This is a genomic window from Pseudoalteromonas sp. PAB 2.2 (assembly GCF_001938575.1).
Lineage (GTDB): Bacteria > Pseudomonadota > Gammaproteobacteria > Enterobacterales > Alteromonadaceae > Pseudoalteromonas > Pseudoalteromonas lipolytica.
Window position 1 is genome coordinate 24,946 of the sequence record NZ_LYPI01000019.1, and the last position, 25,127, is coordinate 50,072.

General features: G+C 39.8%; 26 protein-coding genes and 1 tRNA gene. 16 read left to right on the forward strand and 11 right to left on the reverse strand.

What is annotated here, in order from left to right:
- Window positions 1-19: 19 nt before the first annotated feature.
- From BWD47_RS16440 to elbB, 3 genes are all read right to left on the reverse strand, one after another.
- Window positions 20-2,599 carry a diguanylate cyclase domain-containing protein gene (locus BWD47_RS16440; RefSeq protein ID WP_036971496.1) on the reverse strand — a complete coding sequence of 860 codons (2,580 nt, stop codon included), beginning with the start codon at window positions 2,597-2,599 and terminating at the stop codon, window positions 20-22.
- Window positions 2,600-2,801: 202 nt separating this feature from the next.
- Complete coding sequence (locus BWD47_RS16445) at window positions 2,802-3,194, reverse strand: cytochrome c5 family protein (protein WP_065978244.1); 393 nt, start codon at window positions 3,192-3,194, stop codon at window positions 2,802-2,804.
- Window positions 3,195-3,375: 181 nt separating this feature from the next.
- Complete coding sequence (gene elbB, locus BWD47_RS16450; RefSeq protein WP_075594319.1) at window positions 3,376-4,026, reverse strand: isoprenoid biosynthesis glyoxalase ElbB; 651 nt, start codon at window positions 4,024-4,026, stop codon at window positions 3,376-3,378.
- A 511-nt stretch (window positions 4,027-4,537) separates the two neighbouring features.
- On the opposite strand from elbB, the gene polA reads away from it, so the two are divergent.
- From polA to BWD47_RS16465, 3 genes are all read left to right on the forward strand, one after another.
- Window positions 4,538-7,273 (forward strand): DNA polymerase I, encoded by a 2,736-nt coding sequence (gene polA / locus BWD47_RS16455; protein WP_075594320.1) that lies wholly within the window; start codon window positions 4,538-4,540, stop codon window positions 7,271-7,273.
- Between the two features lie 527 nt (window positions 7,274-7,800).
- Window positions 7,801-8,388 (forward strand): YceI family protein, encoded by a 588-nt coding sequence (locus BWD47_RS16460; RefSeq protein ID WP_075594321.1) that lies wholly within the window; start codon window positions 7,801-7,803, stop codon window positions 8,386-8,388.
- Complete coding sequence (locus tag BWD47_RS16465) at window positions 8,388-8,906, forward strand: DUF1285 domain-containing protein (protein ID WP_075594322.1); 519 nt, start codon at window positions 8,388-8,390, stop codon at window positions 8,904-8,906. Before BWD47_RS16460 ends, BWD47_RS16465 begins: the two co-directional genes overlap by 1 nt.
- Before the next feature lie 4 nt (window positions 8,907-8,910).
- Here the strand turns inward: BWD47_RS16465 and yihA are convergent, their stop codons facing one another.
- Window positions 8,911-9,570, reverse strand: coding sequence for a ribosome biogenesis GTP-binding protein YihA/YsxC (gene yihA / locus BWD47_RS16470; RefSeq protein ID WP_065978240.1), 660 nt, complete (start codon window positions 9,568-9,570; stop codon window positions 8,911-8,913).
- A 283-nt stretch (window positions 9,571-9,853) separates the two neighbouring features.
- Between yihA and BWD47_RS16475 the strand changes: the two genes are divergently transcribed.
- The 3 genes from BWD47_RS16475 to BWD47_RS16485 all read left to right on the forward strand — a co-directional run bounded on the left by BWD47_RS16475 (window position 9,854) and on the right by BWD47_RS16485 (window position 12,351).
- Window positions 9,854-10,486, forward strand: coding sequence for a cytochrome c (locus tag BWD47_RS16475; RefSeq protein WP_036971475.1), 633 nt, complete (start codon window positions 9,854-9,856; stop codon window positions 10,484-10,486).
- A gap of 750 nt (window positions 10,487-11,236) precedes the next feature.
- Window positions 11,237-11,839, forward strand: a complete 603-nt coding sequence (yihI, locus tag BWD47_RS16480; protein ID WP_036971473.1) for a Der GTPase-activating protein YihI — start codon at window positions 11,237-11,239, stop codon at window positions 11,837-11,839.
- Window positions 11,836-12,351, forward strand: a complete 516-nt coding sequence (locus BWD47_RS16485; RefSeq protein ID WP_036971469.1) for a DUF2489 domain-containing protein — start codon at window positions 11,836-11,838, stop codon at window positions 12,349-12,351. Before yihI ends, BWD47_RS16485 begins: the two co-directional genes overlap by 4 nt.
- A 63-nt stretch (window positions 12,352-12,414) precedes the next feature.
- Here BWD47_RS16485 and hemN read toward each other — a convergent pair whose 3' ends face one another.
- Window positions 12,415-13,788, reverse strand: coding sequence for an oxygen-independent coproporphyrinogen III oxidase (gene hemN, locus BWD47_RS16490; protein WP_075594323.1), 1,374 nt, complete (start codon window positions 13,786-13,788; stop codon window positions 12,415-12,417).
- Window positions 13,789-14,153: 365 nt separating this feature from the next.
- Here hemN and BWD47_RS16495 point away from each other — a divergent pair.
- Window positions 14,154-14,230: transfer RNA gene (locus tag BWD47_RS16495), tRNA-Ile, on the forward strand.
- Between the two features lie 223 nt (window positions 14,231-14,453).
- On the opposite strand, the gene BWD47_RS16500 is transcribed toward BWD47_RS16495, so the two are convergent.
- Window positions 14,454-14,882 (reverse strand): RadC family protein, encoded by a 429-nt coding sequence (locus BWD47_RS16500; RefSeq protein ID WP_054552851.1) that lies wholly within the window; start codon window positions 14,880-14,882, stop codon window positions 14,454-14,456.
- Between the two features lie 2 nt (window positions 14,883-14,884).
- Window positions 14,885-15,322, reverse strand: a complete 438-nt coding sequence (locus BWD47_RS16505) for a DUF6641 family protein (RefSeq protein ID WP_054552850.1) — start codon at window positions 15,320-15,322, stop codon at window positions 14,885-14,887.
- 161 nt (window positions 15,323-15,483) lie between these two features.
- Between BWD47_RS16505 and BWD47_RS16510 the strand changes: the two genes are divergently transcribed.
- The 8 genes from BWD47_RS16510 to BWD47_RS16545 all read left to right on the forward strand — a co-directional run bounded on the left by BWD47_RS16510 (window position 15,484) and on the right by BWD47_RS16545 (window position 22,006).
- Window positions 15,484-15,669 carry a hypothetical protein gene (locus BWD47_RS16510; protein WP_054552849.1) on the forward strand — a complete coding sequence of 62 codons (186 nt, stop codon included), beginning with the start codon at window positions 15,484-15,486 and terminating at the stop codon, window positions 15,667-15,669.
- A 164-nt stretch (window positions 15,670-15,833) separates the two neighbouring features.
- On the forward strand, window positions 15,834-16,832 hold the full coding sequence (locus BWD47_RS16515; RefSeq protein WP_054552848.1) for a hypothetical protein: 999 nt from the start codon (window positions 15,834-15,836) through the stop codon (window positions 16,830-16,832).
- Between the two features lie 118 nt (window positions 16,833-16,950).
- Window positions 16,951-17,607, forward strand: coding sequence for a hypothetical protein (locus BWD47_RS16520; protein ID WP_054552847.1), 657 nt, complete (start codon window positions 16,951-16,953; stop codon window positions 17,605-17,607).
- An 86-nt stretch (window positions 17,608-17,693) separates the two neighbouring features.
- Window positions 17,694-18,449 (forward strand): hypothetical protein, encoded by a 756-nt coding sequence (locus BWD47_RS16525; RefSeq protein ID WP_054552846.1) that lies wholly within the window; start codon window positions 17,694-17,696, stop codon window positions 18,447-18,449.
- A gap of 74 nt (window positions 18,450-18,523) precedes the next feature.
- On the forward strand, window positions 18,524-19,063 hold the full coding sequence (locus tag BWD47_RS16530; RefSeq protein WP_054552845.1) for a hypothetical protein: 540 nt from the start codon (window positions 18,524-18,526) through the stop codon (window positions 19,061-19,063).
- A gap of 1 nt (window position 19,064) precedes the next feature.
- Window positions 19,065-19,577: a hypothetical protein gene (locus tag BWD47_RS16535; RefSeq protein WP_054552844.1), complete on the forward strand. Its 513-nt coding sequence runs from the start codon at window positions 19,065-19,067 to the stop codon at window positions 19,575-19,577.
- Between the two features lie 51 nt (window positions 19,578-19,628).
- Entirely contained in the window at window positions 19,629-20,432 is an 804-nt protein-coding gene (locus BWD47_RS16540) for a bifunctional DNA primase/polymerase (protein WP_054552843.1), read from the forward strand.
- Entirely contained in the window at window positions 20,429-22,006 is a 1,578-nt protein-coding gene (locus tag BWD47_RS16545; protein ID WP_054552842.1) for a phage/plasmid primase, P4 family, read from the forward strand. Before BWD47_RS16540 ends, BWD47_RS16545 begins: the two co-directional genes overlap by 4 nt.
- Before the next feature lie 116 nt (window positions 22,007-22,122).
- Here the strand turns inward: BWD47_RS16545 and BWD47_RS20150 are convergent, their stop codons facing one another.
- The gene (locus tag BWD47_RS20150) at window positions 22,123-22,275 is read right to left on the reverse strand and encodes a hypothetical protein (RefSeq protein ID WP_178387095.1); all 153 of its coding nucleotides are present in this window, start codon (window positions 22,273-22,275) and stop codon (window positions 22,123-22,125) included.
- Between the two features lie 148 nt (window positions 22,276-22,423).
- On the opposite strand from BWD47_RS20150, the gene BWD47_RS16550 reads away from it, so the two are divergent.
- Entirely contained in the window at window positions 22,424-22,615 is a 192-nt protein-coding gene (locus BWD47_RS16550) for a hypothetical protein (RefSeq protein WP_075594324.1), read from the forward strand.
- Here the strand turns inward: BWD47_RS16550 and BWD47_RS16555 are convergent.
- The 3 genes from BWD47_RS16555 to xerC form a co-directional block, all read right to left on the reverse strand.
- A complete protein-coding gene (locus BWD47_RS16555) occupies window positions 22,607-22,867 on the reverse strand; it encodes a hypothetical protein (RefSeq protein ID WP_075594325.1) in 261 nt (86 codons plus the stop codon). The genes BWD47_RS16550 and BWD47_RS16555 overlap by 9 nt on opposite strands.
- Window positions 22,857-23,942, reverse strand: a complete 1,086-nt coding sequence (locus BWD47_RS16560) for a site-specific integrase (RefSeq protein WP_075594326.1) — start codon at window positions 23,940-23,942, stop codon at window positions 22,857-22,859. The genes BWD47_RS16555 and BWD47_RS16560 overlap by 11 nt, the downstream gene beginning before the upstream one ends.
- A gap of 126 nt (window positions 23,943-24,068) precedes the next feature.
- Window positions 24,069-25,088: a tyrosine recombinase XerC gene (xerC, locus tag BWD47_RS16565; RefSeq protein ID WP_161804349.1), complete on the reverse strand. Its 1,020-nt coding sequence runs from the start codon at window positions 25,086-25,088 to the stop codon at window positions 24,069-24,071.
- Window positions 25,089-25,127: the final 39 nt, after the last annotated feature.

Consider the following 25,127-nt stretch of genomic DNA (forward strand, 5'->3'; position numbering starts at 1 on the left):
TTATGCTCAATGCACATGTTTAAATATTTAAATCAAGCGGTATTGTCGAGTGTGTGCTTGTCGTCTCTTTATTGAAGGGCGCAAGTGCATGCTGTTTGCCAATAAACAGCGATAAGCCGTGTTTATCTAACAGGGTACGGTAATTAAAAATCGATGGGCCTTTGGCTATGACTTGAATGTTTTGAATATGGGTAATAGCCAGTACACCTTGAAGCTGTAAATGATAGTTTTCTTGTTGTAGCACACGCTTACTGAAAGTTGAGCTTAATAATAAGTAATCGAACTTAAATTCGGTCAGTAAGTTCAATTCACAGCGATCTTTTGCAAACTCATTCAAACCTATCGAGAATCCTTGTGCCACAAGACTTTTTAGGTTTTCTATTTGTACAGCCGATGCATAACGAATTTCTTGTTCATTAAATAATAAACATATCTTTTTAGCATCATGCGCTTTGAGAAGGTGACATAGCGCTTTAAAGTTGATGCGTTCAAGCACTAATCCTGAGCATGGAAATAACACCTTTTGTAACTTTGTTTGGGCGGCTAATGAAAAAGCTTGTTTGAGTAAACTCAGCTCAACTTCGAAATGCTGAATACGATCAGTGGCAAACTTCTTGAGTACTTCAAAGCTGGTACTGCCAAGTACAGGGTGTTCTCCAAACGCCTCTAATAGCGACTCAGCATGTGCTGACTCGTCAAGCGTAATGATTTCTGAGCTTCTAAAATGCATTGGTAAATCATCAAGGTGATGCATATTTTCAGCTTCATGCTGTGAGGTCGTCGCATTGAGTAAAGGATGAAAACACTCAAAGCGGTTGCGCCCTGCGTTTTTAGCATAATACATGGCCGCATCAGCATCACGAATAATCTCATCGGTGTGCTTGTAACTCGTTTTTGAGTAGGTAATCCCTATACTTGCACCGCTTTGAATACATTGACCTTTCATGCAGAAAGGTTTCTTCATGATTTCAATAATGCGTTTTGCAACATCTTCTGCTTGCTGCGGCTCTGTTAAATGCGTGAGCAAAACAACAAACTCATCGCCGCCTAATCGTGCAAGTAAATCATGTTCTCGAATACAGTGAGAAAATGATTCTGCGACACTAATTAAAAACTGATCCCCAGCTTGGTGACCTAATTGATCGTTAATATCTTTAAATTTATCTAAGTCGATAAACAGCACTGCAAATTGTTGCTCTGGATAGCGTTGATAATGCTGCAGCGTTTTTTCAAGCTGTGTTAAGAACAAGCTTCGATTCGGTAAGCTGGTGAGCGAGTCATGATGTGCATCGTGATATAACTGTTGTTCAATTTTTTTACGCTCTTCCATTTGCATTTGTAAGTGCATATTGGCTTGGCGCAATTCTTTGGTCTTTTCAGCAACGCGATGTTCAAGCTTTTGGTGGCTTTGCTTAAGTTCTTGGTTAGCTAAATGGGCTTGGATTACATTGGCGATTTGGTGTGAAACGAAGGTGATGAGTTCACAATCATCTTGGCTAAATTCATGTTTATTGTTATATGCTTGGCAAACAATTAAGCCAATTACCCCTTGTGATGTCTTTAGTGGCGCTCCTAACCAGCTGGTGGCAGATTCTTCGGGCGGAATATCTCTAGGCCTTTCTATGACACCCAGTTTTATGAGGCTTTTCGCGCGCTTTGCATCAATCACTTGGCATTTTTCGGTACTCAGTACCAACTCACTGTAGCCTTTAGCAAATGGCCGAGGTTCGGCATTATCGCTGTATTCATCAACGCAGTAAGGAAAGCTTAGCCAGTGAGATTGTTGGTCATACAGCGCAATATATAAGTTATCTGCGTACGTAATGGTTTTTATTATTTTGTGTACATGCTGATATACGTCTTCTAGATTTTCACTCAGTGTTGCAAGCTCAGAGATCTTAAACAGTATTTGCTGTCGTTCTAATGCTTTTTTTCGGTGTAATATTTCTTCATTGAGTGCCTGGTTACTTTGCGTCAGTGCGCGGGTGCGAATTTTGACTTCGGACTCAAGAAGTTCGCGCTTTTTAACGCGTTCTATAGCAGTTGCAAGGTAAAGTGACATCACTTCTAACAGTTCAATTTGCTGCTCAGAATAGCTTTGCGCTTTATCGTAGCTCTGCGCCACCATCACGCCAATGATGGTTTTATCACGATAGACCGGTACGCCAACCCAGTGCTCTGCGGGGGTCCCTAAAGCTTTAAATTGACCCTTTTCAACAGCTTGTTGGGTTTGTTCTTTAGTAAAGTAGCTGGTTTTACCATGTTTGAATACATGACCAGTTAACCCCTCTTTGAAGTGTTGATCGTATTTTAAGGGAACAGAAAGCCCATCTTTTTCGTCTGCAAAATACGACAGTTCTAAAAGATCGTTCACAGGGTTGTGCAGCACAACGTAAAAGCTTTTACTTGGGATAAAGCTTTGCAATATATCGTGAATAGCGGGGTAAAGAAGGGTTAATTCGGCAACAGTGCTTGCTTGCTCTGATAACTGTAATAGAGCATGTTGCAAGTGATGAGATTGCTTATATTTTTGTATAAGCGATTTTAAGCGAGCATTTCTACGGACTAGCTTATCAATGTGTGTTGCTGAATCTTCCAATGATTTAGAACCAGTTTTTATTATTGTTTAAATATTGTTCTTTATAGTTCCACTTTTTTCGTAGATCGTCAAGTAGCAGATAGGCTAATTAAGGGGTTATATAGACAATGTTACTAGTACTAAATTATTATTTTCGTGTGTGTTTCAGGCATAAAAAAAGGGCCTAATAAATTAAGCCCTTCGTATTATGTGTTTATAACTGTTATTTGCTTGTCATAAAGTCGATAGCAGCACTGATTTCTTCATCAGAACAGTCCATACACGTACCTTTAGGAGGCATTGCATTGAAACCATTTAAGGCGTGATTAAGTAAAGTGTCTTTGCCTTTAGCGATACGAGGAGCCCAATCATCAGCTGATTTAGGTGCGCCTAATGCGCCAGTACCGTGACAAGCGAAACATGATGCTTGATACACCTGCTCGCCAGAACGAGGACCAGTAGGTTCAGCAGCCGCAGCAGCTTTATCACCTTCTAGATATACAGAACCAATTGGCGCTAGACGCTTCTTAATTGCGTCTTCAGTCAAAGAGTTGTCATACGCTTGTGCGTATGCCGTTGTTGCTAGCAGTAATAATGCAGCTGATAGTTTTTTCATTTTGCCTTGCTCACTTCGATTTGAACGTGATCAATCACGATATCTGACGGAAATTAGAACGATTATAACGCTAAGCCACAATTTATAAAATGATCTGAAAGGCTTTTTCTTGATAAAAAAAGCCATTTTTTGCTCCAGCGCAATAAAAATCAGCTTTATGTGCTGAATCGCTACAGTGTTATTATGCCAGTTCTAATACTTTACTGACTAATTTTTCAATCCCAGCATCAGCCTCTAAAATGCTTTGCGCAAGCATATATGCAGGGGTTGTAACCACTTTATGTTGTTCATCTACAACAATGTCGTCAACGGCACAGCACTGGTGATCGCCGCCTAGTTGTTGAATAGCCGCTGCGGTATCTTGGTCGTTACCAATGGTTGTTTTTACGCCTTGGCCATAAATAAGTGGCAGCATGGCAGGTGCAATACACATATATCCCGCTGCTTTATTTGCTTTAACAAACGCAGTACACGCATGGAGTACATCATCTTGTACTTGAGCATCTGCGCCTTTTACAGCAAAGTCAGATAAGTTTTTTGCCGCACCAAAGCCGCCGGGTATGATGAGTGCGTCAAATTCATTCACGTTTAGTTCTGTGATAGCTTTTATTTCGCCACGCGCAATACGTGCTGCTTCCACTAAAACATTACGATTTGGCGTCATCTCTTCACCGGTTAAGTGGTTAATGGTATGCAGTTGCTCAATGTCAGGAGCAAAACATTGATAGCGTGCACCTGCTTTGGCTATGTGTAGCAAAGTTAATACTGCTTCATTGATTTCTGCGCCATCGTAAACACCGCAACCCGCTAAAATTACAGCCACTTTTTTCATTAGATATTCCTCCTTAATGCAACTTTGGTTAGTGTATCAATTATGCGTGTCAGTCGACAAAATAAAAAAGTTTTCTGGGTCGACTGCTCGAGACGCTTGGTAAATTGCTGTTTATGCCTTTTTATAAAATACAAACGTACAAAAAAGTATAAAGGATCGCTATGATCTTTGATCCATTGTGCTAGAATACTCCTCCGGTTATGAAAAGGGATATTTATTCATCGTTAAGCAAGCAATGGACATGAGTAGCTAAAACCGTTTTCCACATCGGATAAAAATAATAAAAAAAGAACCTCGTATTATCTTTTTTAAATCAAAACATGTGCTTACAGAAAATTCCTAAATGTTTTTACATTTTGGGAGAATTGCTCGTGGGTTTTATCTACAAAGTTATCCACAGCTTGCTATTTATGAATGTGTTACTGCTCAATAATTCACAGTCGTTTTCTTCATAGCCTTATGGCATGCTTACAATCAATTTATTGTTATTCATTTAGGATCCAATTTCACCATGGCTCAGATCCCTGAAAATCCACTTATTCTTGTTGATGGTTCTTCCTATTTATTCCGCGCATATCATTCACCTCCTCACCTAACAAACTCGAAAGGAGAGGCTACAGGGGCTATTTATGGCGTCGTTAATATGCTTAAGAGTCTAATCAGACAATATGATCCGTCGCATATGGTGGTGGTGTTTGATGCCAAAGGTAAAACCTTTAGAAATGATATGTACAGTGAATATAAAGCGAATCGTCCACCTATGCCGGATGACTTACGCACACAAATAGCACCACTTCATAATATTATTAAGGCGATGGGTTTTCCGCTTATTAGTATTGAAGGGGTCGAGGCTGACGATGTTATTGGTACATTTGCACGCATTGCTTCTGAGCAACAACGCCATGTGTTGATCTCTACAGGTGATAAAGATATGGCGCAGCTTGTGAATGAGCACGTCACACTTATTAACACCATGACCGATAGTATTTCAGACCCTGACACGGTGGTTGAAAAGTTTGGTGTAGGCCCTGAATTGATCATCGACTACTTAGCGCTGATGGGCGACAAGGTTGATAACATTCCTGGCGTTGATGGTTGCGGCCCTAAAACTGCGGTGAAATGGTTACAAAAGTATGGCTCGTTACAAGGCGTAATCGATCATGCCGGTGAGATCAAAGGCAAAATAGGCGAAAAGCTGGCAGCTGCGCTTGATCATTTACCACTGAGTTACGAACTGGCAACGATAAAATGTGATGTAGAGGTTGAATCTGACCTAGAAAGCTTCAAGTTACAAGAGCCTAATCGAGATGAGTTAATTGCTTTATACGGTGAGTGCGAGTTCCGTCGCTGGTTAGCTGAATTACTCGATAACCCGAAAGACGCAGATACACATTTAGATGTACCAACCGAAGAAAATGAATTGCCACAAGTGAGTGATGCTCATTACGAAACCATTCTTACTGAGCAACAACTTGATACGCTAGTTAAGCAGTTAAATGAGGCTGAGTTATTTGCCTTTGATACCGAAACAACCAGCCTTGATTACATGCAGGCACAATTAGTTGGTATGAGCTTTGCGGTTAAGGCCGGCGAAGCGGCGTATATTCCGGTTGCTCACGATTATCCCGATGCGCCAGAACAATTAACACTCGACACGGTAATGGCAAAAATTGGCCCAATTTTAGCCGACGAGCGCAAAGCGAAAGTGGGGCAAAACCTAAAATACGATAAAAGTGTACTGGCTAATGCTGGGTTTGAATTAAACGGTATAAAATACGACACGATGTTGGAGTCGTATGTATTCAATAGTGTGGGCAGTCGTCATGATATGGACTCGTTAGCACTTAAATACCTAGGGCATAAAAATATCAGTTTTGAAGAGATTGCTGGAAAAGGCAAAAAGCAGCTGACTTTTAATCAAATTGAACTTGAAAAAGCAGCGCCATATGCTGCTGAAGACGCTGATATTACATTACGCTTACACGAGGTGTTGTGGCCGAAGATTGAAGCTGATAGCCAACTTAAATCAGTATTTGAAGAGATTGAGTTACCGCTTGTCTCTGTACTTTCAGATATTGAGCGTACTGGTGTCGCGATTGACAGTACCATGTTAGCTGCGCATAGCCAGCGATTGGGTGAACGTTTACTCGAGCTTGAACAAGAAGCATATGACATGGCGGGTGAAAAGTTTAACTTAGGCTCACCTAAACAACTACAAGCAATTTTATTTGAGAAGCTTGAACTGCCAGTAATTAAAAAAACGCCAAAAGGGGCGCCATCTACAGCAGAAGAAGTATTGCAAGAGCTGGCGCATGATTATCCTTTACCTAAAGTAATCATTGAGCATCGTGGTTTATCAAAGTTGAAATCAACTTACACAGATAAGCTGCCATTAATGGTGAATGAGCGTACCAAACGCGTACATACCTCGTATCATCAAGCGGTAACGGCAACAGGGCGTTTAAGTTCAACAGATCCTAATTTACAAAATATTCCGATCCGCTCGGAAGAAGGGCGTCGTATCCGTGAAGCATTTATTGCGGCTGCGGGCCATAAAATTGTGGCTGCCGATTACAGCCAAATTGAATTACGTATTATGGCGCATTTATCGCAAGATAAAGGCTTACTGACCGCCTTTGCCAATGGCTTAGACGTACACAGTGCAACAGCGGCAGAGGTCTTTGGTGTTAGTCTTGAGGACGTCACCAGCGATATGCGTCGTAAAGCGAAAGCTGTCAATTTTGGCTTAATTTACGGTATGTCGGCATTTGGTTTATCTCGTCAATTAGATGTGCCTCGCCACGAAGCACAGCACTATATTGATAAGTACTTTGAGCGTTTCCCTGGTGTACTTGAATACATGGAAACGACGCGTCAAAAAGCGGCGGATAAAGGGTATGTAGAAACCATTTTTGGTCGACGCTTACATTTACCTGAGATCAATGCGCGTAATGGCGCACGACGTAAAGCGGCAGAACGTGCTGCTATTAACGCGCCAATGCAAGGCACTGCCGCCGATATTATTAAAAAAGCAATGCTTAAAGTGCATCAGTGGGTAAATGCCCAAGCCGAAGGCGCAGTGAAGCTACTTATGCAGGTACACGATGAATTAGTGTTTGAAATTAAAGAAGAGTGTGTTGATGAGTTCAAAGCTGAAATCTGTAAGCTGATGTCAGAAGCTGCGACCCTTGATGTCCCCCTTATTGTTGAAGCAGACAGTGGGGATAACTGGCAGCAAGCTCACTAGTTTTGCTGATTTTATGCCGAATATCTTGCTTAATGCTGGGTATTCGGCAATGAGGATAACCTGCACATTAATACCGCCCATGTTTTAACCCGCCAAAACGTAAAACGAGCACTTTGAATCTTCACCACACAGTTATTTTGATCATACAAAGTGAGCGTGTGTTCCATTAAAAATGACCTCTTATGCCAGTTGAACGAGCACTTGTTTTGTAAACTTGAGGTTAACAAGAAAAGACGGTTTTAGAGTTTCGTTATATGTTTATCAATTAATGGTCTTTTGCTGCATATTTAATTTATTTTTAGGTGGGTATTTGCTAAAGTCCGCGCCGTCCTCATCCTGTAGGACATCCTGTTGATGATGCATCTGAAAAGATGCAACGTATTGATAGCTTCTCCCCAGTTTGCTATACCGGCTCACTCTTTATTGAGTGAGCCGTTTTTTCTTGTTCTTATCATACAATTCATTGCACAAATTAGCGCAGGTGATACCATCAAAGTGATTCTTAATTACTTTCGAAGGAATGCGTTATGTTTAAATCTTTGGCTATTACAGCCTTATCATTATCAAGTTTATTTGTTGCCCCATTGGCGAGTGCTAATTGGCAAGTTAATAATGAACAAAGCAATGTAAGCTTTGTTTCAATAAAGAAAAACGCAATCGCTGAAGCTCATCATTTTAAAAACGTATCAGGAACCTTAAACGAGCAAGGTCAATTTAAGTTAATGATCGACCTGACGTCTGTTGAAACGCTGATCCCCATCCGTAACGAGCGCATGACTAAGCTCCTGTTTGAAACAGCCCAGTTTCCTAATGCCGTATTAACAGCTGATTTAAGCCAAGCTTTATCAAAGCTCGTGCCTGGGCAGCATGTATTAAAAGGTCTTAAAGCTGAACTAGATTTTCATGGTAATAAGAAAGAACTAACACTTGATGTACTTGCTAATATGTCGCCAACGGGTGATGTAACTGTGTCATCGTTTACGCCCGTGATTATTAATGCTGCTGATTTTAAAGTGACTGAAGGTATTGCTGAATTACAAAAACTGGCTGGTTTACCGTCAATTGCTACTGCCGTTCCGGTTACATTTTCACTGACTCTTGATAAAGAAAAGTAATGCAGTCACTTGCTGAGCTAGAAACCGCACTTGCACAGCCAGACAAACCATTTGATAAGTGGCAACCAACCCATTGTGGTCAGTTGCCAATTAGCATTGATGTGCATGGCGTGTGGTTCTTCGCGGGCAGTGAAATAAAACGAGAAGCGATGGTTAAGCTGTTTGCCTCTGTTCTTTGCAAAGAAGCAGACAGCTATTATCTAAAAACGCCTGTCGAGAAAATGGCTATCACCGTGGCCGATGTGCCTTTTATTATCGTAGATTGGCGCTTTGAAGAAACAGAGCAAGGAAACGCGTTGTGTTGTATTGATAATTTACAGCGCACTTGGTTAGTCACTCCGTGTCAGCCACTGCAACTGCGTGAATTTGAAAACGTGACGGTACCATACCTTAAATTGCCGCATGGACTGGCTGCCAGAGTATCGAGGAATGTGTATTATCAGTGGGCTGAAATAGCCAGCTCTGATGAGGATGGCTATTTCATTGAGTCATTGTCCAAGCACTACTACTTGGCTTAATAACTTAAGCGTCTGGTTGTTGATCCGATTCTGATTCAGACTCTGCTTCTTGCATTTCAATAGGCCCTAAGAACCATTCGTCTAGCTTTTTAGCAACTTCAGGTAAGCCTGTCCCTTTCAATGATGAAAAGGCATGAACTGTAATATCGCCCTCTAAGCTGCTTAGTTCACGACGAACTTGTAAAACTTGCGCTTTGCGTGCACCTTGCTTTAGTTTGTCGGCTTTAGTGAGTAACGCAAGAACCGGAATTTCACTCCCGACCGCCCAGTCGATTAAGTCGCGGTCTAAATCTTTAAGTGGGTGACGAATATCCATTAACACAACAATGCCTTTAAGGCTTTGGCGTTTTTGTAAATATTCACCTAATGATTTTTGCCATTTCTTTTTCATTTCAATGGGGACTTTCGCAAAACCGTATCCCGGTAAATCGATTAGGCGCTTGTCGGCATCGAGCTCAAAGGTGTTTATAAGTTGCGTACGACCAGGTGTTTTTGAGGTACGTGCTAACTTTTGGTCTGTTAAGGTGTTAAGAGCACTTGATTTACCGGCGTTTGAACGACCGGCGAACGCGACTTCAATCCCCGTATCAGCAGGTAAACGAGAGATATCAGGTGCGCTGGTAACAAAGGACGCAGTATTGTATTTGATACGAGATTTGAGCACAGGCTCTCCTAATCTTTTATAAATAATAACAGTCAGTGGTCGAAAACCACTCAAGGCACGTATTTTATACTATTAAAGCAGCATTCAAAAGCGTATTTAAGCGTGCTAACTTGGCTTTGAACAAGGAAAATTGCTAGGTAGAAACTTAATCTAAGTCAAATCCCTATAAATTATAAGCTTAATGTGGGCAGAAAACGTGCCAGAGAATTTATTATCGTGTAGAATATAGAAATCACAACATCCATATTGTAGATGATACAGGGTCGGAAACAGAGAATTCACCATGAAAAAAATAGCACTATCTTTAACTATATTGCTTGGTGCGTTGTCAGCAAGCAACGCAACAGCATTTGATGGCGATGTAAACGCAGGTAAAGAAAAATCGGCAACGTGTGCGGCCTGTCACGGCCCAGACGGTAATGCGCCGGTTAATATCTACCCTAAGATTGCAGGTCAACACGCAGATTATATCTATAAACAACTACAAGAGTTTAAACTAGGTATGACATCGGGTGGCAAAGAGGGCCGTATGGACCCTGTAATGAGTGGTATGGCTATGCCGCTTAGCGATCAAGATATGAAAGACCTAGCAGCTTACTTCTCTTCATTAAACATGTCTGAGGGTGTAACACCTAAAGATGTTGTTGAAGTTGGTCAACAGCTTTATAAAGCCGGTGATGCAGAGCGTGGAATCCCAGCTTGTGCAGCGTGTCACGGTCCGCGTGGTAACGGCACATCGCTTGCTAAATTCCCTAAAGTTTCGTTTCAGCATCCTGAATACATTAAGTCGCAACTTGAAAAGTTCCGTGATGGTACGCGCAATAACGACTTAAATGGCATGATGCAAGACATTGCTAAAAAACTAACAGACAAAGACATCGAAGTACTTTCAAAATACTTAGGTGGCTTACACTAAAGTCTGATTGCTAGCTTAAATTACTAGCATTATAATTTAGACAGTTTACAAAAAAGCAGCGCAAGCTGCTTTTTTTACATTTGCAGCATGCCGTAATTTCCTACTTTCTTGTGAGACATTGACCATATCCAACTGTAAGCTAAGTCTTATTTTTATTTCTTCATTTTATGTAAGTCTTTGTTATTATTTAAGATTATATTGTTACAAACTCTTCGTTGTAAGAAAAATTATATAAATTAGTTGTAACAAAATTATTAATGGGTAAATTAACCACTGTCGCTGAGACAGCAAAACAACATGGACAATGTAATAAGGAAAGTGACTGCGGCAAATCTTTAGGGGAAGACACTGATTAGTGTCCTAAAGGAAATAACAAAAAAGTGTCAGGATTGACCGAGAATAATAAAAGCTCATGGAAGTTTAATAATAAAAACAAAATGGAATGCTACATGGAAGGTAAAAATAACAACAAAATGGAAAAACAATAATAATAAAAATAATAAAGACTAAAAAGTCGAAGGGAGAAGTGTCCAGTTAATTGGCGCTCAGATTAGTAGGCGGTAGAGATGTTTTCTCTACCGCCTTTTTATTTGTCCTGTTACAATAGCCACCGTTTGTACTATAAGTATGAAAAGTGCGCAGTTCGTCAAGTTGACCAACCTCATCCGCACACCGAATTCTTCTGGTTATGCCAGCATTACAATGCCATTAAGGTGTTGTGCACAACCTCTTAAGTGAGATGATCAATATATGAGTAGAAAGAAAAAGTCGCGTAAAATTCCATCAAATGGTCCAGTACGTCTAAGTAAGGAAAAGCTTAGAGAGATGCGCGCACTAAAAGAGCAGCGAGTTAAGAAAACCAAAGGGGCTAAGCCTGGTTCACGTAATGCGCCAGATGCTCAAAAGGGTGATAAAGCTGCTACAAACAATCAATCGCAAGATAAGCGTGTTGGTAGTAAAAAACCGGTTTCATTAGTGGCGGTCAAGGCTGATCCTAAAGTCGAAATGAAACGTAATTTACAACCAATGGTTGAATTGAAAAAAGTGTCAGAGCCAGAGCTAACACCAGAGCAAGAGCTTGAAGCGTTAGAAAATGATGAGCGTTTATTAAAGTTGGTTGAACGCCATGAGCGTGGCGAGTTATTGACTGGCAAAGATGCGAAGTACTTCAATAGCCGTATCGCTCGTCACCAAGCATTGTGTGAGCTGCTAGGAATCGAAGACGAAGATGATGACTACGAAGACGACTTTGAAGATGACTTTGATGTTGAAGGCGGCTCTGATTTCGATAAGTACCTATCTGATGACTTAGCAAATGAATGGTACGATGACGAAGATGAGGATGATAGATGAGCACAACCTTGATTATTGCCATTGTTATTGGGGCGGCAATTATCGCAGGACTGGCTTTTTATGCAGGGCAATTACTATACAAGGTAAATGCTCAAAATAAGCTTATCGCAAAAAAACAAGCTGAGCATGAGCAAAAGCTTGCCGCGTCAAAAGCGACTCGAAATGCTAAGTTAGCGGACAGCATTCATTTAATTGCGCGTGCAATGAATGAAGAGCAGTGTGAATTTTCAGAAGGTTGCTTACGTATTTGGGTTCTTATTTCTCAATACAGCTTCGCAGAAGAGTTTGATTTACGCGAACGCTACCCTGGCATTTATAAAATGTACAATGTCGTAAAAGACATGCCAACGCATGATGCACGTAAGAAGTACTCAAAAAAAGAGGTCTTCAAGATGGATTCCACGCGTTGGCGTGCTGAAGAGCAACACAGCGATGAAATTAAAGCGGACTGTGTTAAGTTAATAGACGAGTTTAAAGCCGCGCCAGGCAGTGAAAACGTCGTATTTAACTAGCTTTCAACATAAAAAAGCAGAGCCTTCAAAGCTCTGCTTTTTTGTATGAGCATGATTGATATATCAAATAACCCGCGAAAAACGTGTTTGTTTGATTTGTTGTTGTAAGTGCGCATCAAAGCACATACAAATAATACGAATAAACAAATTGCCTCTCGCTGTAACCGTAATTTTATTGTCGCTTACTTTTATTAAGCCATCAGCAAGTAGGGGGGCAAGTGCACGTAATGCATCACTAAAATACTCGTTAAAGTCGATATTAAATTGCTGTTCAACAGCCGGCATATCAAGTTCAAACTGACAAATTAACTGCTTAATAACCGCGGCACGTAAAATGTCATCATCGGTGAGCATAATGCCTTTACACAACGCACTACCAGCGTTTTCTTGAACTGCTTTGTAATAATGCTTCAGTTCTTTTTCATTCTGTAAAATAGCATTACCAATCTGCGAAATAGACGACACGCCTAAACCAAGTAAATCACATTGACCATGCGTGGTATAGCCTTGAAAATTGCGATGTAATTTGCCCTCATTTTGCGCAATAGCGAGTTCATTATCCTTACGAGCAAAGTGGTCCATACCAATAAATTGATAGCCAGCCGCTAACATTTGTTCTAGCGTATTTTTAAACATCGTGAGCTTATCGCCCGCAGAAGGTAAATCCGCATCCTTAATTTTCCGCTGAGCCGCAAATCGTTCTGGTAAGTGTGCGTAATTAAATACCGATACTCGGTCAGGATTCAATGCTATAAGTTGATCAATCGTTTCTTTAAAGCTCTCAGGCGTTTGTAGCGGTAAGCCATAAATCATGTCGGCGTTTATTGATTTAAAGCCAAGCTCACGCGCTTCACTAATTAAACCTTTTACAGAGTCCACACTCTGCGGGCGATTAACCGCAAGCTGCACTTCGTCGTTAAAATCTTGGATACCAAACGATACGCGATTAAAACCAAGTTGGCGCAAGTGCGGAAGCATGCCATCCGCCAGCGAACGTGGATCAATTTCGATACCGCGCTCAGCGTCATCGGCAAAATTAAAATGGTGTTCAACTAAAGCCATTAAACGGCTCATTTGCTGCGCAGATAAAAAGGTAGGGGTTCCGCCGCCTAAATGAAGTTGTTCAACATGGTAATCAGCAAATAAGGTGGCTTGTTCAGCAATTTCAATTGCCAAGTTATCTAAATAGATATCCGCTTTTGATTGGTGACGTGTAATAACCTTATTACAGCCACAGTAATAACAAAGCTGGCTGCAAAAAGGGATATGGATATACAGCGACAAAGAGCGGCTTTTAGATGCCGTAATCGCGTCAATCATACTTTGTTGGTTGTAACCATCAACAAGAGACAATGCCGTCGGGTAAGAGGTATATCGTGGTCCAGAAATATTGTACTTGTTGATCAGAGATTGATCCCAGCTAGGTAAATTTATCACAGTCAGCACTCCGCAATTGATTAAGAGGCCATTTTAGCGAGTTTAGGCATTTTGCTATTTGATCTAGAACAATGTCGGAGGCTACAAACTAAGTGGCATGCTTTAAGGTAACTGAAAAACCGAAAAGTTTACTATTTGAGCAGTTAGTTTACTGATTGTTAAAATAAAGAGTTTTGCTAGTGACAAGGTTAAAAAAAGTTTTTATACTGCAACCCGCTTTAGAGACTTAACATCCTAAACGCATCACAAAAAATTAGCTTCGGCTAATACAATGGCCCCTTAGCTCAGTTGGTTAGAGCACACGACTCATAATGAGCGGGTTTAAGTGGTAAGAGTAGAAAAGCAAGTCCAAGCTTTAAAAATGTGGCCCCATAGCTCAGTTGGTTAGAGCATCCGACTCATAATCGGCAGGTCCCCTGTTCAAGTCAGGGTGGGGCCACCATCTCCACTAAATACGTGGGCTAGATGGTGAATAACTTCTCACTATTTTCTGTTTTACCAGATAAGTCGCCAATCCCGACCAAGGTCAACTAGGACCACCTAGATTTTCCCTAAATTTCATTTTAAAAAGTAGCCACGTTTGATTGGGGATCGCCCCTAGTAACGAAATTCGTGTAATTTTTTGGTAACTATGAATTTGGTTGAAACCCTGATTTTAACAGGGCTTAATCTCTGACAGCTCTATCAAAACGCTCATATCCAATAACAACATGGTCAAGCACATCGATACTGAACATCTTTGCGGCTTGTTTAATTTGTTCGGTAAAATGAAAATCTTGCTGACTTGGTTTTGGATCACCTGATGGATGGTTATGAATTAGAATAATCGCTGGTGCGTTAATTAAAATGGCTGTTCTCAATACTTCAGCCGGACGAAGTGATATCTGATTTACCGTGCCAATCGCTATAACTTCATAATTGATGATTTGATGCTGGCTGTTCAAGTTTACCACGATAAAACGCTCTTTGGTTTCATGTTTCAAATGCTTAAACACTTGATAGACCTTCTTTGGACTATCAAGTGTTACATTCAAAATGTCATCATCTACTTCCCTAAAGGTATAGACACAGCTTATTTCACGTAATATAGCCACGCCTAGACCTTTGCTTTTCTTGGTCCAGTAACGGCTTTTAGCTGAGTATCTAACTCTCCTTTTTCAACAGCCTGAATTAAGGTGTCGATTGTTGTTAGTAAATTTTCTTGCTTACCCACTTCAATCGCAACTTTGCCTTTCTGTAATTCCAATGACTTGTTGCCATACTTTATTTCAAAGAACCAAATATCATTCACTTGATAGAACCACTGTCTTAGCTTCTTAGGTTGCTTTACTCGTTTCTTCTCTCCGGTAATACCATCGGTTATCCGAACCTCTTTATAAGCGGTATACACCTCATTTTCCAATAAGCAAGCAACCATAGCACATTGTTCGTTTAAACGAGCAATCAGTTTTTCGCGTTTAACTTGAATTGGCTGGATAGCAGGAATAATAGGACGGGTGGTACATATCAGTTTTGTTAGTGTTGATTGACTCATTACTTCACCTGTTGGTTAATTAAGACCCAATAACCATCCAGCGATTAACCTATTGTTGGCAACGGCAAATTTCGTTATTTAGATGACGCCTTTTTACTGTGCTCCCGTTGTCTATTGCGAGAAGGTGCAAGAAAGTTAATTAATACTAACAAGGAGGCACTATGCTAACGCAGAAACAAATCAACCAGATCGCTGAAATGATAAATGAATCAGATATCCATAACGATGATATTGGCGAACACATTGGTTTAATTTTAGAGAATGTTGCTGGTGTAGAGCTTTTAAACGACGAACAACTTAATACGCTTCACTCCAAAATTGAGCAAGCAGTAAAATCACTAAAATAACCATTTAAAGCCCACCAACTTAGCTTGAACCCGAATAATTCAGCGCTGAGTTTATTTCACCTGACAGGATATCCAGATCCGCTTACTTTTTTCTATGCATCAGGTAACGACTTTGCTCTCAGTTCATGTAAAATCCGCTTAAGGTTCCCTCGTTAGTGCTACTTATGAAAGCAGCTGGTTATTTAGCGTTATTAATAGAAAATAAAAAGTTAGATTCTTTTATTGCATCATCGAATTCGTCAGCAAAATCAATATTATCAGGAATAATTAAGTCGGCCCTTAATACACTAAAGTCGAAAGATTATTTGTGGGATGATGTATTTTTAGATAAAGACGTACTAGTGCATTTAATTAATATGGTAATTACGAGCGAGAAAACTGGTGATAATTCTTTTTTTGCGGCTATTGATGAAATAAAAACGCGCCTTCACCAAAATGACAATAATTGGCTTAAAAAAGATATAGCTGCAATTCTAGATGAAGGAACAGTTATTGCCGAGAACTTTGCTATGGGCGCATTTGTTCACTCAATTAACGGGTTGATGACAGATGACCCGTTTGAGTTATATAAAGCAACGCAATATGAAAGCTATATAGTATTTGCCGAAGTATCATTTGCATCTCTTTTACGCAGTGAGCAGGCTGAAGTGACGAGAGCACAGGGAAGACTCCGATCAAAACAAATTCGTACAACAAAATCTAATATTGAAAATGCTATTGATAAGATGGCACTGAAAATATGGAAAGAGTATCCAACAATAGGTGTATTGCCGTTAGCGATTGCGATTCACGGTCAACTGGAAGAAACTCTTAATCGTTTTCGTATTAACGGCTGTCGAGCCTTTTATGAGCATGGCTTATATGAAGAACAAGATGCCAGTGACGAGCTAATGGGTTACCAAATATTAAATAACAGGAAGCAAAATTTTCACTCGCTTCCTGAAGAAGCTCATAGGCTTTACGCTATTGAGCACCCTGAAGATAAAAAAAAGGTTTGTATTCCAGCTCAATTGAAAAAAGCTGACACCATCAGGCAGCAAATAAAAGTTTTAAAGCCACCTAAGACTACATGTAAAAAACCTATCGACAAAAAAGATATCGAGCAGAAACTAATAGACGCCTTTAAATGCAGTGACCAAGACTGCAATTGCGATAAAAATTAGTTGAAATTGGTATTTGGTTACCAGATACCAGCACCCCAATTCCCTTCAATTTATCATCATCTTCGAAGTTTGGGTGGTCACTCACCACCTTTTTAGTTTTAACTTACGGAGATACACAATGACTTTATTAAACGAACTTTTCTCACGTTGCACGAACGAAATTTCTGATTTTGCCGAGCAAGAGAGTTATCTCATCAAAGAACCTGTAGCTTACCTTGTAGGTGACAGGACCTTTGATCCTGAAGCTTGGCAAAGACGAACGGTAGCAGATGCAGATATTGCTAAATTGCCTGTTTTTCAGCAAATGAATGATGATGAGTTTATCATCTTGGAGCGACCAGACGTATGTAATGGTGAACATATCGAAGCTGTAATTTTTGATAATAACGGTATAGGTTGGATTTACTCTATTGATACATCATTACCTGAAGAAGGATTTATGTGCGCAGCTTACGCGCTACCAACAACGGATGGGCTTGCTGGATTTAGGCCAGACGAAGCTTTCTCAAGCCTCTTTGCTGCCAGAGATTTAATAAGTGCTTCCACAAAATTTGCAATTGAAGAACAGCAAGCTCTTTTAGAAGAATTAACGGCATTTCTTGATGGGGTGTGGGTGTTTATTAAGCGCATACTTCTGATCGATGTTGCTGATGACATTTTACAAGATGAAATGCTTCTGGTCACCGCTGAATTGGAAAGGTTGCACCCTAAAATGTGGTCTTCTCTTACTGCACACAAAACGTGTGACTTTGACCTATCAAAACTAAACGGATAGTCGTTTAACCCCTCTTAAGATTTTATTAACAAATTATTAGGGCGCATCATGCGTTATGGCTAGGTGCGCGCTTAAGGAAGTGATTTATGAAAAAACGTTATTTTTCATGCGCGGCTAAGAAGCAGGCATTAACAAGTGTTGAAGGTCATCATAACTCATCGAGTCTCAGCGTTGAGCGTTGTCCACCTATTGAAAAGCAGGTTAAGGCGGCAGCACTGCCTGCTAAAAAGCACTATAAGTATTGTACTCCGTACGATCTAACCGCTAGATTTATCGCAAAAGCCGTTCACTGGAATGTTAGTTCCGTAAACGACTCATCTATTGCTGATGTTTCTACCTTTAATGGCGCGATTCATGATGGCGCGGTTGTCATTGAGTTGATGCATCCCGATAGGTATGTCACTGATAATGCCTTACAAGATGTGTATTTTGTCAGGCTTTCTAATGCGGCACCAGAATACTGTGAAGTAACCTCATGGTGCGCTAACGGAGGTATCGAGCTCAATACTTTTACATTACCAACCACAAGTGGGTTTAGAAGTCATGTATCAACTGTCACATGTTTGAATTTACTACTCGCTTGTCAAATCGCAATAAAAGCATCGACTAAGTTGAGCCAGCAAGACAAACAACGAGTTTTGAAACAGATCAAACGAGATCATGGTTATGTGCTCAACTTTATCAAGCGTATACCGAAGTCACCCAACAAAAGCCAAAAAGCGTGGTTACAACGCCAAATCCCCAAAGTGACTGATGCACTGTTAGCTAACAGTCGTCATTACTGGTCGATTATTCAGCGCCATAGCATCACTGATTTTAAGTTTAAGCACCTAAGCGCGTAATAAGTTACAACTACCTAAAAACTAAAACAGGGTGCAGTGTGCACTTAGACCAGACTCACCCTTAAGGAATTGAAATGAAAAAAGAACTCGTTATCCCTGAGCCTTGGAAACACCATGCCATACAAGCGTGTATATCATCGATAGATATGCACTTTTATGTTGATGTGTTAACTCTCACGCAAGCAGAAGATGGAGCTATTGAGATTAACATTGTTCTGTTACCGAATAATCGCCTTGGCTTTGCAATTAAGCAAGGTGAAAACTGGCATCGTTATGAAAATCTTGATGCACTAGCGGAGAGCGGTTGTGGCATTGAAATTATTCAGCATGTGTATTTTGGCCTTTTTAAATTATGGCAATGCTTAACACCATCAAAAGCAAGAAAAATGATACTTCGCAATAAACTGTATCAAGAAACTATCGGCGATGCGGCAAAAGATAAAACGTCGTCAATTTATTTTGACAGACTCGCTTATGTTACAGGTCACCTATACCGTTTTATTAAAAGCTTATTACAAAAGAAGTCACCCAATTGGTCAGTGATAGCTGCACCTATAATTTATGACTACACCCCGCCTACTCACCAGAAAACGCTTAATGATGCTGAGGCTTAATATGAAATATTTAGAGAATTACGTTTGGCAAAAGCAGTCACTATCCATTGCATATATCTTTGGTGATATTGGTGTCAGTGATGATGTTTGTGTAGACGCAATAGCACTTAAGGGCGGTGATTTCGGTGAAATTGCGATTATCAATAGAAAGCAGCGAGAGCTATTGGTGGCATATAAAAAAGTTAGTTACCAAACAATGCAAGTAGAGGATTGTGATCCTGCACGGTCAGAACCAATTAATATCAAAATACCTGACACTAAAGGACAAGCATCGATTAGCAATCTAGAAGATTGTTACTGGCTCTACCGTGATGTCCCGTTCACTCATGCAGTATTAACCGGTGTATTTCGATTAGCACAAACCTTAGGTGTATTAAAAGGTCACGCTTTAATCGAAAAAGCAACACGCATTAATAAGTTAATAGAACAGTACATTGGGCAAGAACCTTGTACCGACTACCACCAAACGCTGTTTAATGAGCTAACTTATCTTGCTCGTATCATTCGTCATTAACTTCAAACGATAAGCACGCTGATATCGTCAGCGTGCTTTTAAGGAATCATTATGAATAAAGTTACAGCTGCACTGTATTTTGCAGGCATGGGTATTCATGTTTTTCGGGTAAAAGAAAACGGTAAGACACCGTTAAACACTGGCTGGCAAAAAGAAGCAACAACAGACATTAATACACTTAAAAGCTGGTTTAACAGTGGCAAATACAATCTTGGCCTTGCTACAGGTGAAATATCAAAATTTAACGCCATTGACGTTGACGTTAAAAACGGTGTTGATGGTCGAAAGTCACTAAAGGAGCGGTATGGACAGATTGTCAGTCAATCCCCAATTTTACAGTTTAAAACGCCAACGGGCGGTTACCATATTCCTGTTAAGTGGACACCTGAAACTGACGTGTCTATTGGCTCAAGAGTTTGTGGTTTGGATGGCGTTGATGTTCGTGGTAACGGCGGATATATCGTGGCTGCACCTTCTACGCGTGTTATCAATGGCAAACTTGTCGAATACGAAATTAATGATCCGAATTTACCAATGGCCGAACCTATGGGCTGGATGAAGGATCTACTGCTGAGCCATAAAAACAAACAGTTGGATAAGTTTAATCCAATACAAGTGATGCGGGGCTTGTCTCAGGGAGAACGCAATGAAACCCTATTTCGTTATGCCTGCCACTTACGTGCATTTGATATTGACCAAGTATTACTTATTGAGTTCGTTCTAGAAGCAGCCAGAAGGTGTACTCCACCGTTTCCTGATGATGAAGCTATGCAAGTGATCAAGAGCGCCTATAGCTATCCTACACAAGCAAAAAAAACTAATAAACCACTTACTTTATCGGAGGTATTATCATGAGCGAGACTATACAGCCGCGCGATACATTATCACTGGCAATATCAGGTCAGTTGGACGCCATTGAAAAACTAGATTTTAATCAAGTAAGGGAGCTTTGCTATTTAGACCCCGATTTTGATTATACCGACTCTGGTAATGCAAAACTTCAAGTTGAGTTAGTAGAGAATAAAGTCGTTTGGGTAGATGAGCTTGGCAATTTTGCTTTTCATGAAGGGCGTTGGCAACAAGACGTTAATGGAGCGACAATTCGATTGGCGGACTTGTTGTTGCAACGAAGAAAGCAAGAATTATCTGTCTATCGAAAATTAGAAAAAAAGCTTCAAAGTTTTGGTGATGAATTCAATACTAAGCCTGTTATCAGGATGGTTGAAGCTCGTATTAAAGAGTTAGTACAGCACTGTAAAAAGGTACAAAGCAAAACTGCTATATTTGCCATACGTGAGCTATTTAAAGCGCAAAAAGGAATTACAGTGCCACTAGCAACCTTTGATAGTAAAGCGCATTACATTGGCGTAAAAAACGGAATTGTAGATTTGAGAAATGGTAATTTTATTACTAATAAACCAGAATATCTGATGATGAAATCGATGGCTGTTTCATTTGATAAAGATGCTACTTGTCCGCGCTTTGAAAAGTTTGTCAGTGAAATTATGTTGGGCAATAAAGAAATGGTAGCATTCATCCAGCGGCTTGTTGGGCAAATGATATTGGGCATTTCCAATAAAGATAAGTTCGTTATATTAATTGGCTCAGGGCTTAACGGTAAAAGCGTTTTAATTGATTTATTGGTACAAATACTTGCCGATTACGCTGAGCAAACTGAATCCGATATCTTTACCGATAGGCGTAATAACAAGGAGTACTTTAAAGCGGAGCTTGTTGCAAAACGTTTAGTATCTATGAATGAATCAAGCCGTGGTGACAAACTTGACAGTGCTATGATTAAGTCGTGTGTACGCAGTGGTAAAGTGGTTGCTCGCTCTCCGCACGGTAAACCCTTTACTTATCAACCAATGTTTACACCAGTATTATCAACAAATTTCCTATTGGATATACCTCAAGATCCAGCGGTATGGGAGCGATTATTAATAGTACCATTTGATTATGTCGTGACTGATAACAAACGGGATCCAAAGCTCAAAGAAACACTGTTTAAAGAAGAAGGTGCTGGCATCTTAAATTGGATGGTAAAAGGTGCTCAAATGTTTCTAAACGAAGGGCTCAATGTACCTGAAGAACTTTTAGCGAAACAAGATGGTTATCGACGTAAATCTGATAAAGTTGCACAGTTTTTAACCGACAGTTGTACTGAAAATGTATCAATTAAAGACGCCCTATATTTACAAGCAAGCTATAATCAACTGCGTGATGGTTTTTTTATCTGGTGTAAGCAGAATAATTACCCACAACCAACTAGTGGTGAATTTAAAGAAGAACTCCGTAAAAAAGGTTACAAAATCGGTAAAGATAATAAAGGTAGTTTAGTAGTAAATGGCGTATCAATAAGCGATTTTACAACGTATATCTCACTTAAATTACACGACCCGAACATAGAATCAGTAATAGGGCTTTGATTCTAAAAGCTAGCAGATGATACAGACCAAGTTTCAGGTGACAATATTGTAAAAACTATAAGCTGAATTAGTTTTTATATATTTTTACTTAAAAAGTGGTCTGTTTGGTCTGTATATCACTTAACTTGCTTACTTTTTATTTTTTGGTAATACGTTGAAGCCCCAGCTGGAGTTAAACCACAAGTGTTAATAAATTCAGCAATAATATCTTTACGTCTGACACCTTCCTGATTTCTCATTTTCAAATAAACGCGTGTGGCTTTATCCATCTTGGTTTCCGTTGATTCACTCTTGATTATATCCACAATAGTTCTCCATAAATCTTATTTTAGTATCTACGTTTAACTGGGTATCCAGCAACAGTTGAAAAACAACTAACCCTTGTTGATGATTAATTAACTAAATTACGAGATGTTTATGATGATTGAAAAACAAATACGATTACCTAGTGGACAACTGATTGGACGAATTACTGATGTTGGTAATCGTATTGAAGCAAGAAGAACAGACGGTGTATTACTTGGCTGGTATTGTAAAGCTTCGGACAATACCCGTCTGGCAAACGGACATTTATATTGCTGGGGTAATGGGGTTCAAATGTTACTTTGAACCCTTCTTATTTTTATCAACTTTCACTTTTGAATTACTGTTCAAATGTGTTTGTATTGGTGACTGATTAGCGGCTCTAACACGATATTCCAAGTAAATAACATGTTCTCCTGATTTCTGATCAAACACTTGTTTAACACGCTTCAGCTTTGAATTACCGCCAGATTCGAAACCGAACAGTTTATCAAGTATATACAGCGCCTTATTCCACCAGTCAGCTGATGATTCATGTAAAACATCATTAAGCAACATGGTTATCTCCATTTGGTTGTAATCGTTCCAAAATATCACGTGCTTTAGCTGTAATATCTTTTCGTTCAAGGTGTGCATAAATTTGAGTGGTTTTTATGTCTGTGTGACCAAGCACTTCTTTTACTTCATAAAGGTTTAAACCAGCTTGTACTAATCGACTTGCACAGGTATGACGTAAATCGTGAATTTTGAAGTTCTCAATACCAGCTCGTTTTATAGCCGCTCTAATCCCCTTGGCTTGATAACCTCTTGGCTGTCCTGTTGAGTTCGTAAAAACAAATTCTTCAGATAACCGATTTTGAAATCGACGCTTAAAAATCTCTTTAACACGGTTTGTCATGTAGATAATTGATTCGTTTCTAACCTTGGGTCGCCATAGGTTTAATGTACCTTCGTCAATATTTATTGAATCCCATTTAATAGCTGCAATTTCTGAGTATCGCGCTCCAGTATCTAGAAGGCAGACAACCAAATCGTAATTATCTTGATATCGACGGTTTTCTTCCGCTGTTCTGTACTCATAATCAGGGCGAAACGGGCGTTTGCGCTTGGGGTCTAATTCGGTAAGCAATCTTGCTTCTTCTTCGTGGGATAAGTAACGTAAACGATGCTTAGGTAACTTAATTTTAGGGAACGAAACTTCTTTCACACTGTAACCATGCTCTTTAGCCCAATTTACAGCACTTCTAATCGCTTGAAAGTTGTGTTTAATTGTTTGCGGTGCTATACCTTCTTTTTCACGAGACACCTTAAATTTAGTTAAATCCGAGTCACGAATCTGGTCTACGTAAACATCGACATTAACTCGCTCTGTTACTGTTTTGACATTGGTAAATGCATAATTTTGGCTTCCAGTACCTTGCTTTTCGTTAAGGTAACCATTCAACGCATCACGCAATGTAATTCTTGGTCGTTCACCTAATTCATCAATCTTATGGAGTTCATCTCGCCATTCTCGCTCCATACGCTCAGCTGTACGTTTATTGGTCGTCTTTGAGCTTTTACAGTAAGTTTTTCCGTTGAAATTAAACTGGATGTAATAATTACCAACACCGTTTCTTTTAAATACACTCATAATCATAAATCCTATCAAATTGACTCTTACCGAGTCGTTTAGCTTCATAGTTATTTATGCTTGAGTTCAACGGCCTTACCAGATCTCGGCGAAACTTTTATCAGTGTTCAGTGCCAAGTTAAGTTATTAATTGTTATTGAGAATTTCAACTGCTTGATTTGCTATAGCTTGTTGCTCTAAATGAGAATAACGCTGTGACATAGAAATATTTGAGTGACCTAGAAGTTTAGATACTGCGAATAAGCTCATACCACTTTTTACTAGTTTAGAAGCTGTTGAATGACGAATGGAGTGAGTGCAAAACCCTTCCAAACCAAGCTCTTTATATACGTTTTGAATAGATTTAGGTGTAGTTCTGCGCAAGCCACCTTTTTTTGATGGGAATACGAATTTTTTTTGGGAACTTGATTCATATCGGCGTTTTAAAATATTTAATGAGCGTTCTGTAAGTTTAAGGACAGATGCCGTATTTGTCTTAGTTCGCCACAAATGAAGTTCAGCTGCTTCTAAATCAACAGATTCCCAATGTAATTGTTGGATTTCATTTAATCTAGCCGCAGTGTCCAGCAATAAAACAACCAGATCATAATCATCTGGATTTTTGTTCAGTTTCAATCGTTCGAGTAGCTGAACTTCTTCCTGATTAGACAAGGTTCTAGTTCTTTGATTATTAACACGTAGCTTAGGTATTACGAGATTTTCTGGTTGCAAGTAACCGGCTAATTTTGACCAATTAACAACCCCTTTTAAAGTGGTAAGCATTAACCTGATAGTGCCTTCTGTAACCCCATCTTTGCGTCTAAGCGATACTAACCTCGTTAAGTGCCCACCATTTAAGCCATGTAAATCCGCTTGGAGTGAATACACACGGGATAGTTGAGCATTCAGCGTTCTAATTTGTGAATCAAGGTTTTGTTTATTGACCGAGCCACTCTTGCTAGTTGCATATTCCAGTATTGCTTCAGCTAAAGTGATAATCGGTCTATCACCTAATACGTGCTGCCTATACAGCGTTTCTCGTAGTTGACTCTCAAAGCGCAATGCTAGTGACTTTTTAGTAGTTTTAGTACTGCGAATTACCGTCTTGCCTTTTATATTGATTTCACAGTAGTAGAACTTAGAGTTTTTTCGCTTGTAGACTGACATTTGAAAGACCGTTAGCACCATTTAAGGTTACTATCCGGT

Excerpts from the sequence above, each read along its gene's own strand:
- BWD47_RS16505 (WP_054552850.1), bottom strand. The coding sequence starts at position 15,322 with ATGAGTCAATCAACACTAACAAAACTGATATGTACCACCCGTCCTATT.
- BWD47_RS16445 (WP_065978244.1), bottom strand. The coding sequence starts at position 3,194 with ATGAAAAAACTATCAGCTGCATTATTACTGCTAGCAACAACGGCATAC.
- BWD47_RS16530 (WP_054552845.1), top strand. The coding sequence starts at position 18,524 with ATGAAAAAAGAACTCGTTATCCCTGAGCCTTGGAAACACCATGCCATA.
- BWD47_RS16545 (WP_054552842.1), top strand. The coding sequence starts at position 20,429 with ATGAGCGAGACTATACAGCCGCGCGATACATTATCACTGGCAATATCA.
- BWD47_RS16465 (WP_075594322.1), top strand. The coding sequence starts at position 8,388 with ATGCAGTCACTTGCTGAGCTAGAAACCGCACTTGCACAGCCAGACAAA.
- BWD47_RS16515 (WP_054552848.1), top strand. The coding sequence starts at position 15,834 with ATGAAAGCAGCTGGTTATTTAGCGTTATTAATAGAAAATAAAAAGTTA.
- elbB (WP_075594319.1), bottom strand. The coding sequence starts at position 4,026 with ATGAAAAAAGTGGCTGTAATTTTAGCGGGTTGCGGTGTTTACGATGGC.
- BWD47_RS16535 (WP_054552844.1), top strand. The coding sequence starts at position 19,065 with ATGAAATATTTAGAGAATTACGTTTGGCAAAAGCAGTCACTATCCATT.
- BWD47_RS16520 (WP_054552847.1), top strand. The coding sequence starts at position 16,951 with ATGACTTTATTAAACGAACTTTTCTCACGTTGCACGAACGAAATTTCT.
- polA (WP_075594320.1), top strand. The coding sequence starts at position 4,538 with ATGGCTCAGATCCCTGAAAATCCACTTATTCTTGTTGATGGTTCTTCC.
- BWD47_RS20150 (WP_178387095.1), bottom strand. The coding sequence starts at position 22,275 with ATGGATAAAGCCACACGCGTTTATTTGAAAATGAGAAATCAGGAAGGT.
- BWD47_RS16555 (WP_075594325.1), bottom strand. The coding sequence starts at position 22,867 with ATGTTGCTTAATGATGTTTTACATGAATCATCAGCTGACTGGTGGAAT.
- xerC (WP_161804349.1), bottom strand. The coding sequence starts at position 25,088 with ATGTCAGTCTACAAGCGAAAAAACTCTAAGTTCTACTACTGTGAAATC.
- yihI (WP_036971473.1), top strand. The coding sequence starts at position 11,237 with ATGAGTAGAAAGAAAAAGTCGCGTAAAATTCCATCAAATGGTCCAGTA.
- BWD47_RS16460 (WP_075594321.1), top strand. The coding sequence starts at position 7,801 with ATGTTTAAATCTTTGGCTATTACAGCCTTATCATTATCAAGTTTATTT.
- BWD47_RS16485 (WP_036971469.1), top strand. The coding sequence starts at position 11,836 with ATGAGCACAACCTTGATTATTGCCATTGTTATTGGGGCGGCAATTATC.
- BWD47_RS16560 (WP_075594326.1), bottom strand. The coding sequence starts at position 23,942 with ATGAGTGTATTTAAAAGAAACGGTGTTGGTAATTATTACATCCAGTTT.
- BWD47_RS16510 (WP_054552849.1), top strand. The coding sequence starts at position 15,484 with ATGCTAACGCAGAAACAAATCAACCAGATCGCTGAAATGATAAATGAA.
- BWD47_RS16525 (WP_054552846.1), top strand. The coding sequence starts at position 17,694 with ATGAAAAAACGTTATTTTTCATGCGCGGCTAAGAAGCAGGCATTAACA.
- BWD47_RS16475 (WP_036971475.1), top strand. The coding sequence starts at position 9,854 with ATGAAAAAAATAGCACTATCTTTAACTATATTGCTTGGTGCGTTGTCA.
- BWD47_RS16540 (WP_054552843.1), top strand. The coding sequence starts at position 19,629 with ATGAATAAAGTTACAGCTGCACTGTATTTTGCAGGCATGGGTATTCAT.
- BWD47_RS16550 (WP_075594324.1), top strand. The coding sequence starts at position 22,424 with ATGATGATTGAAAAACAAATACGATTACCTAGTGGACAACTGATTGGA.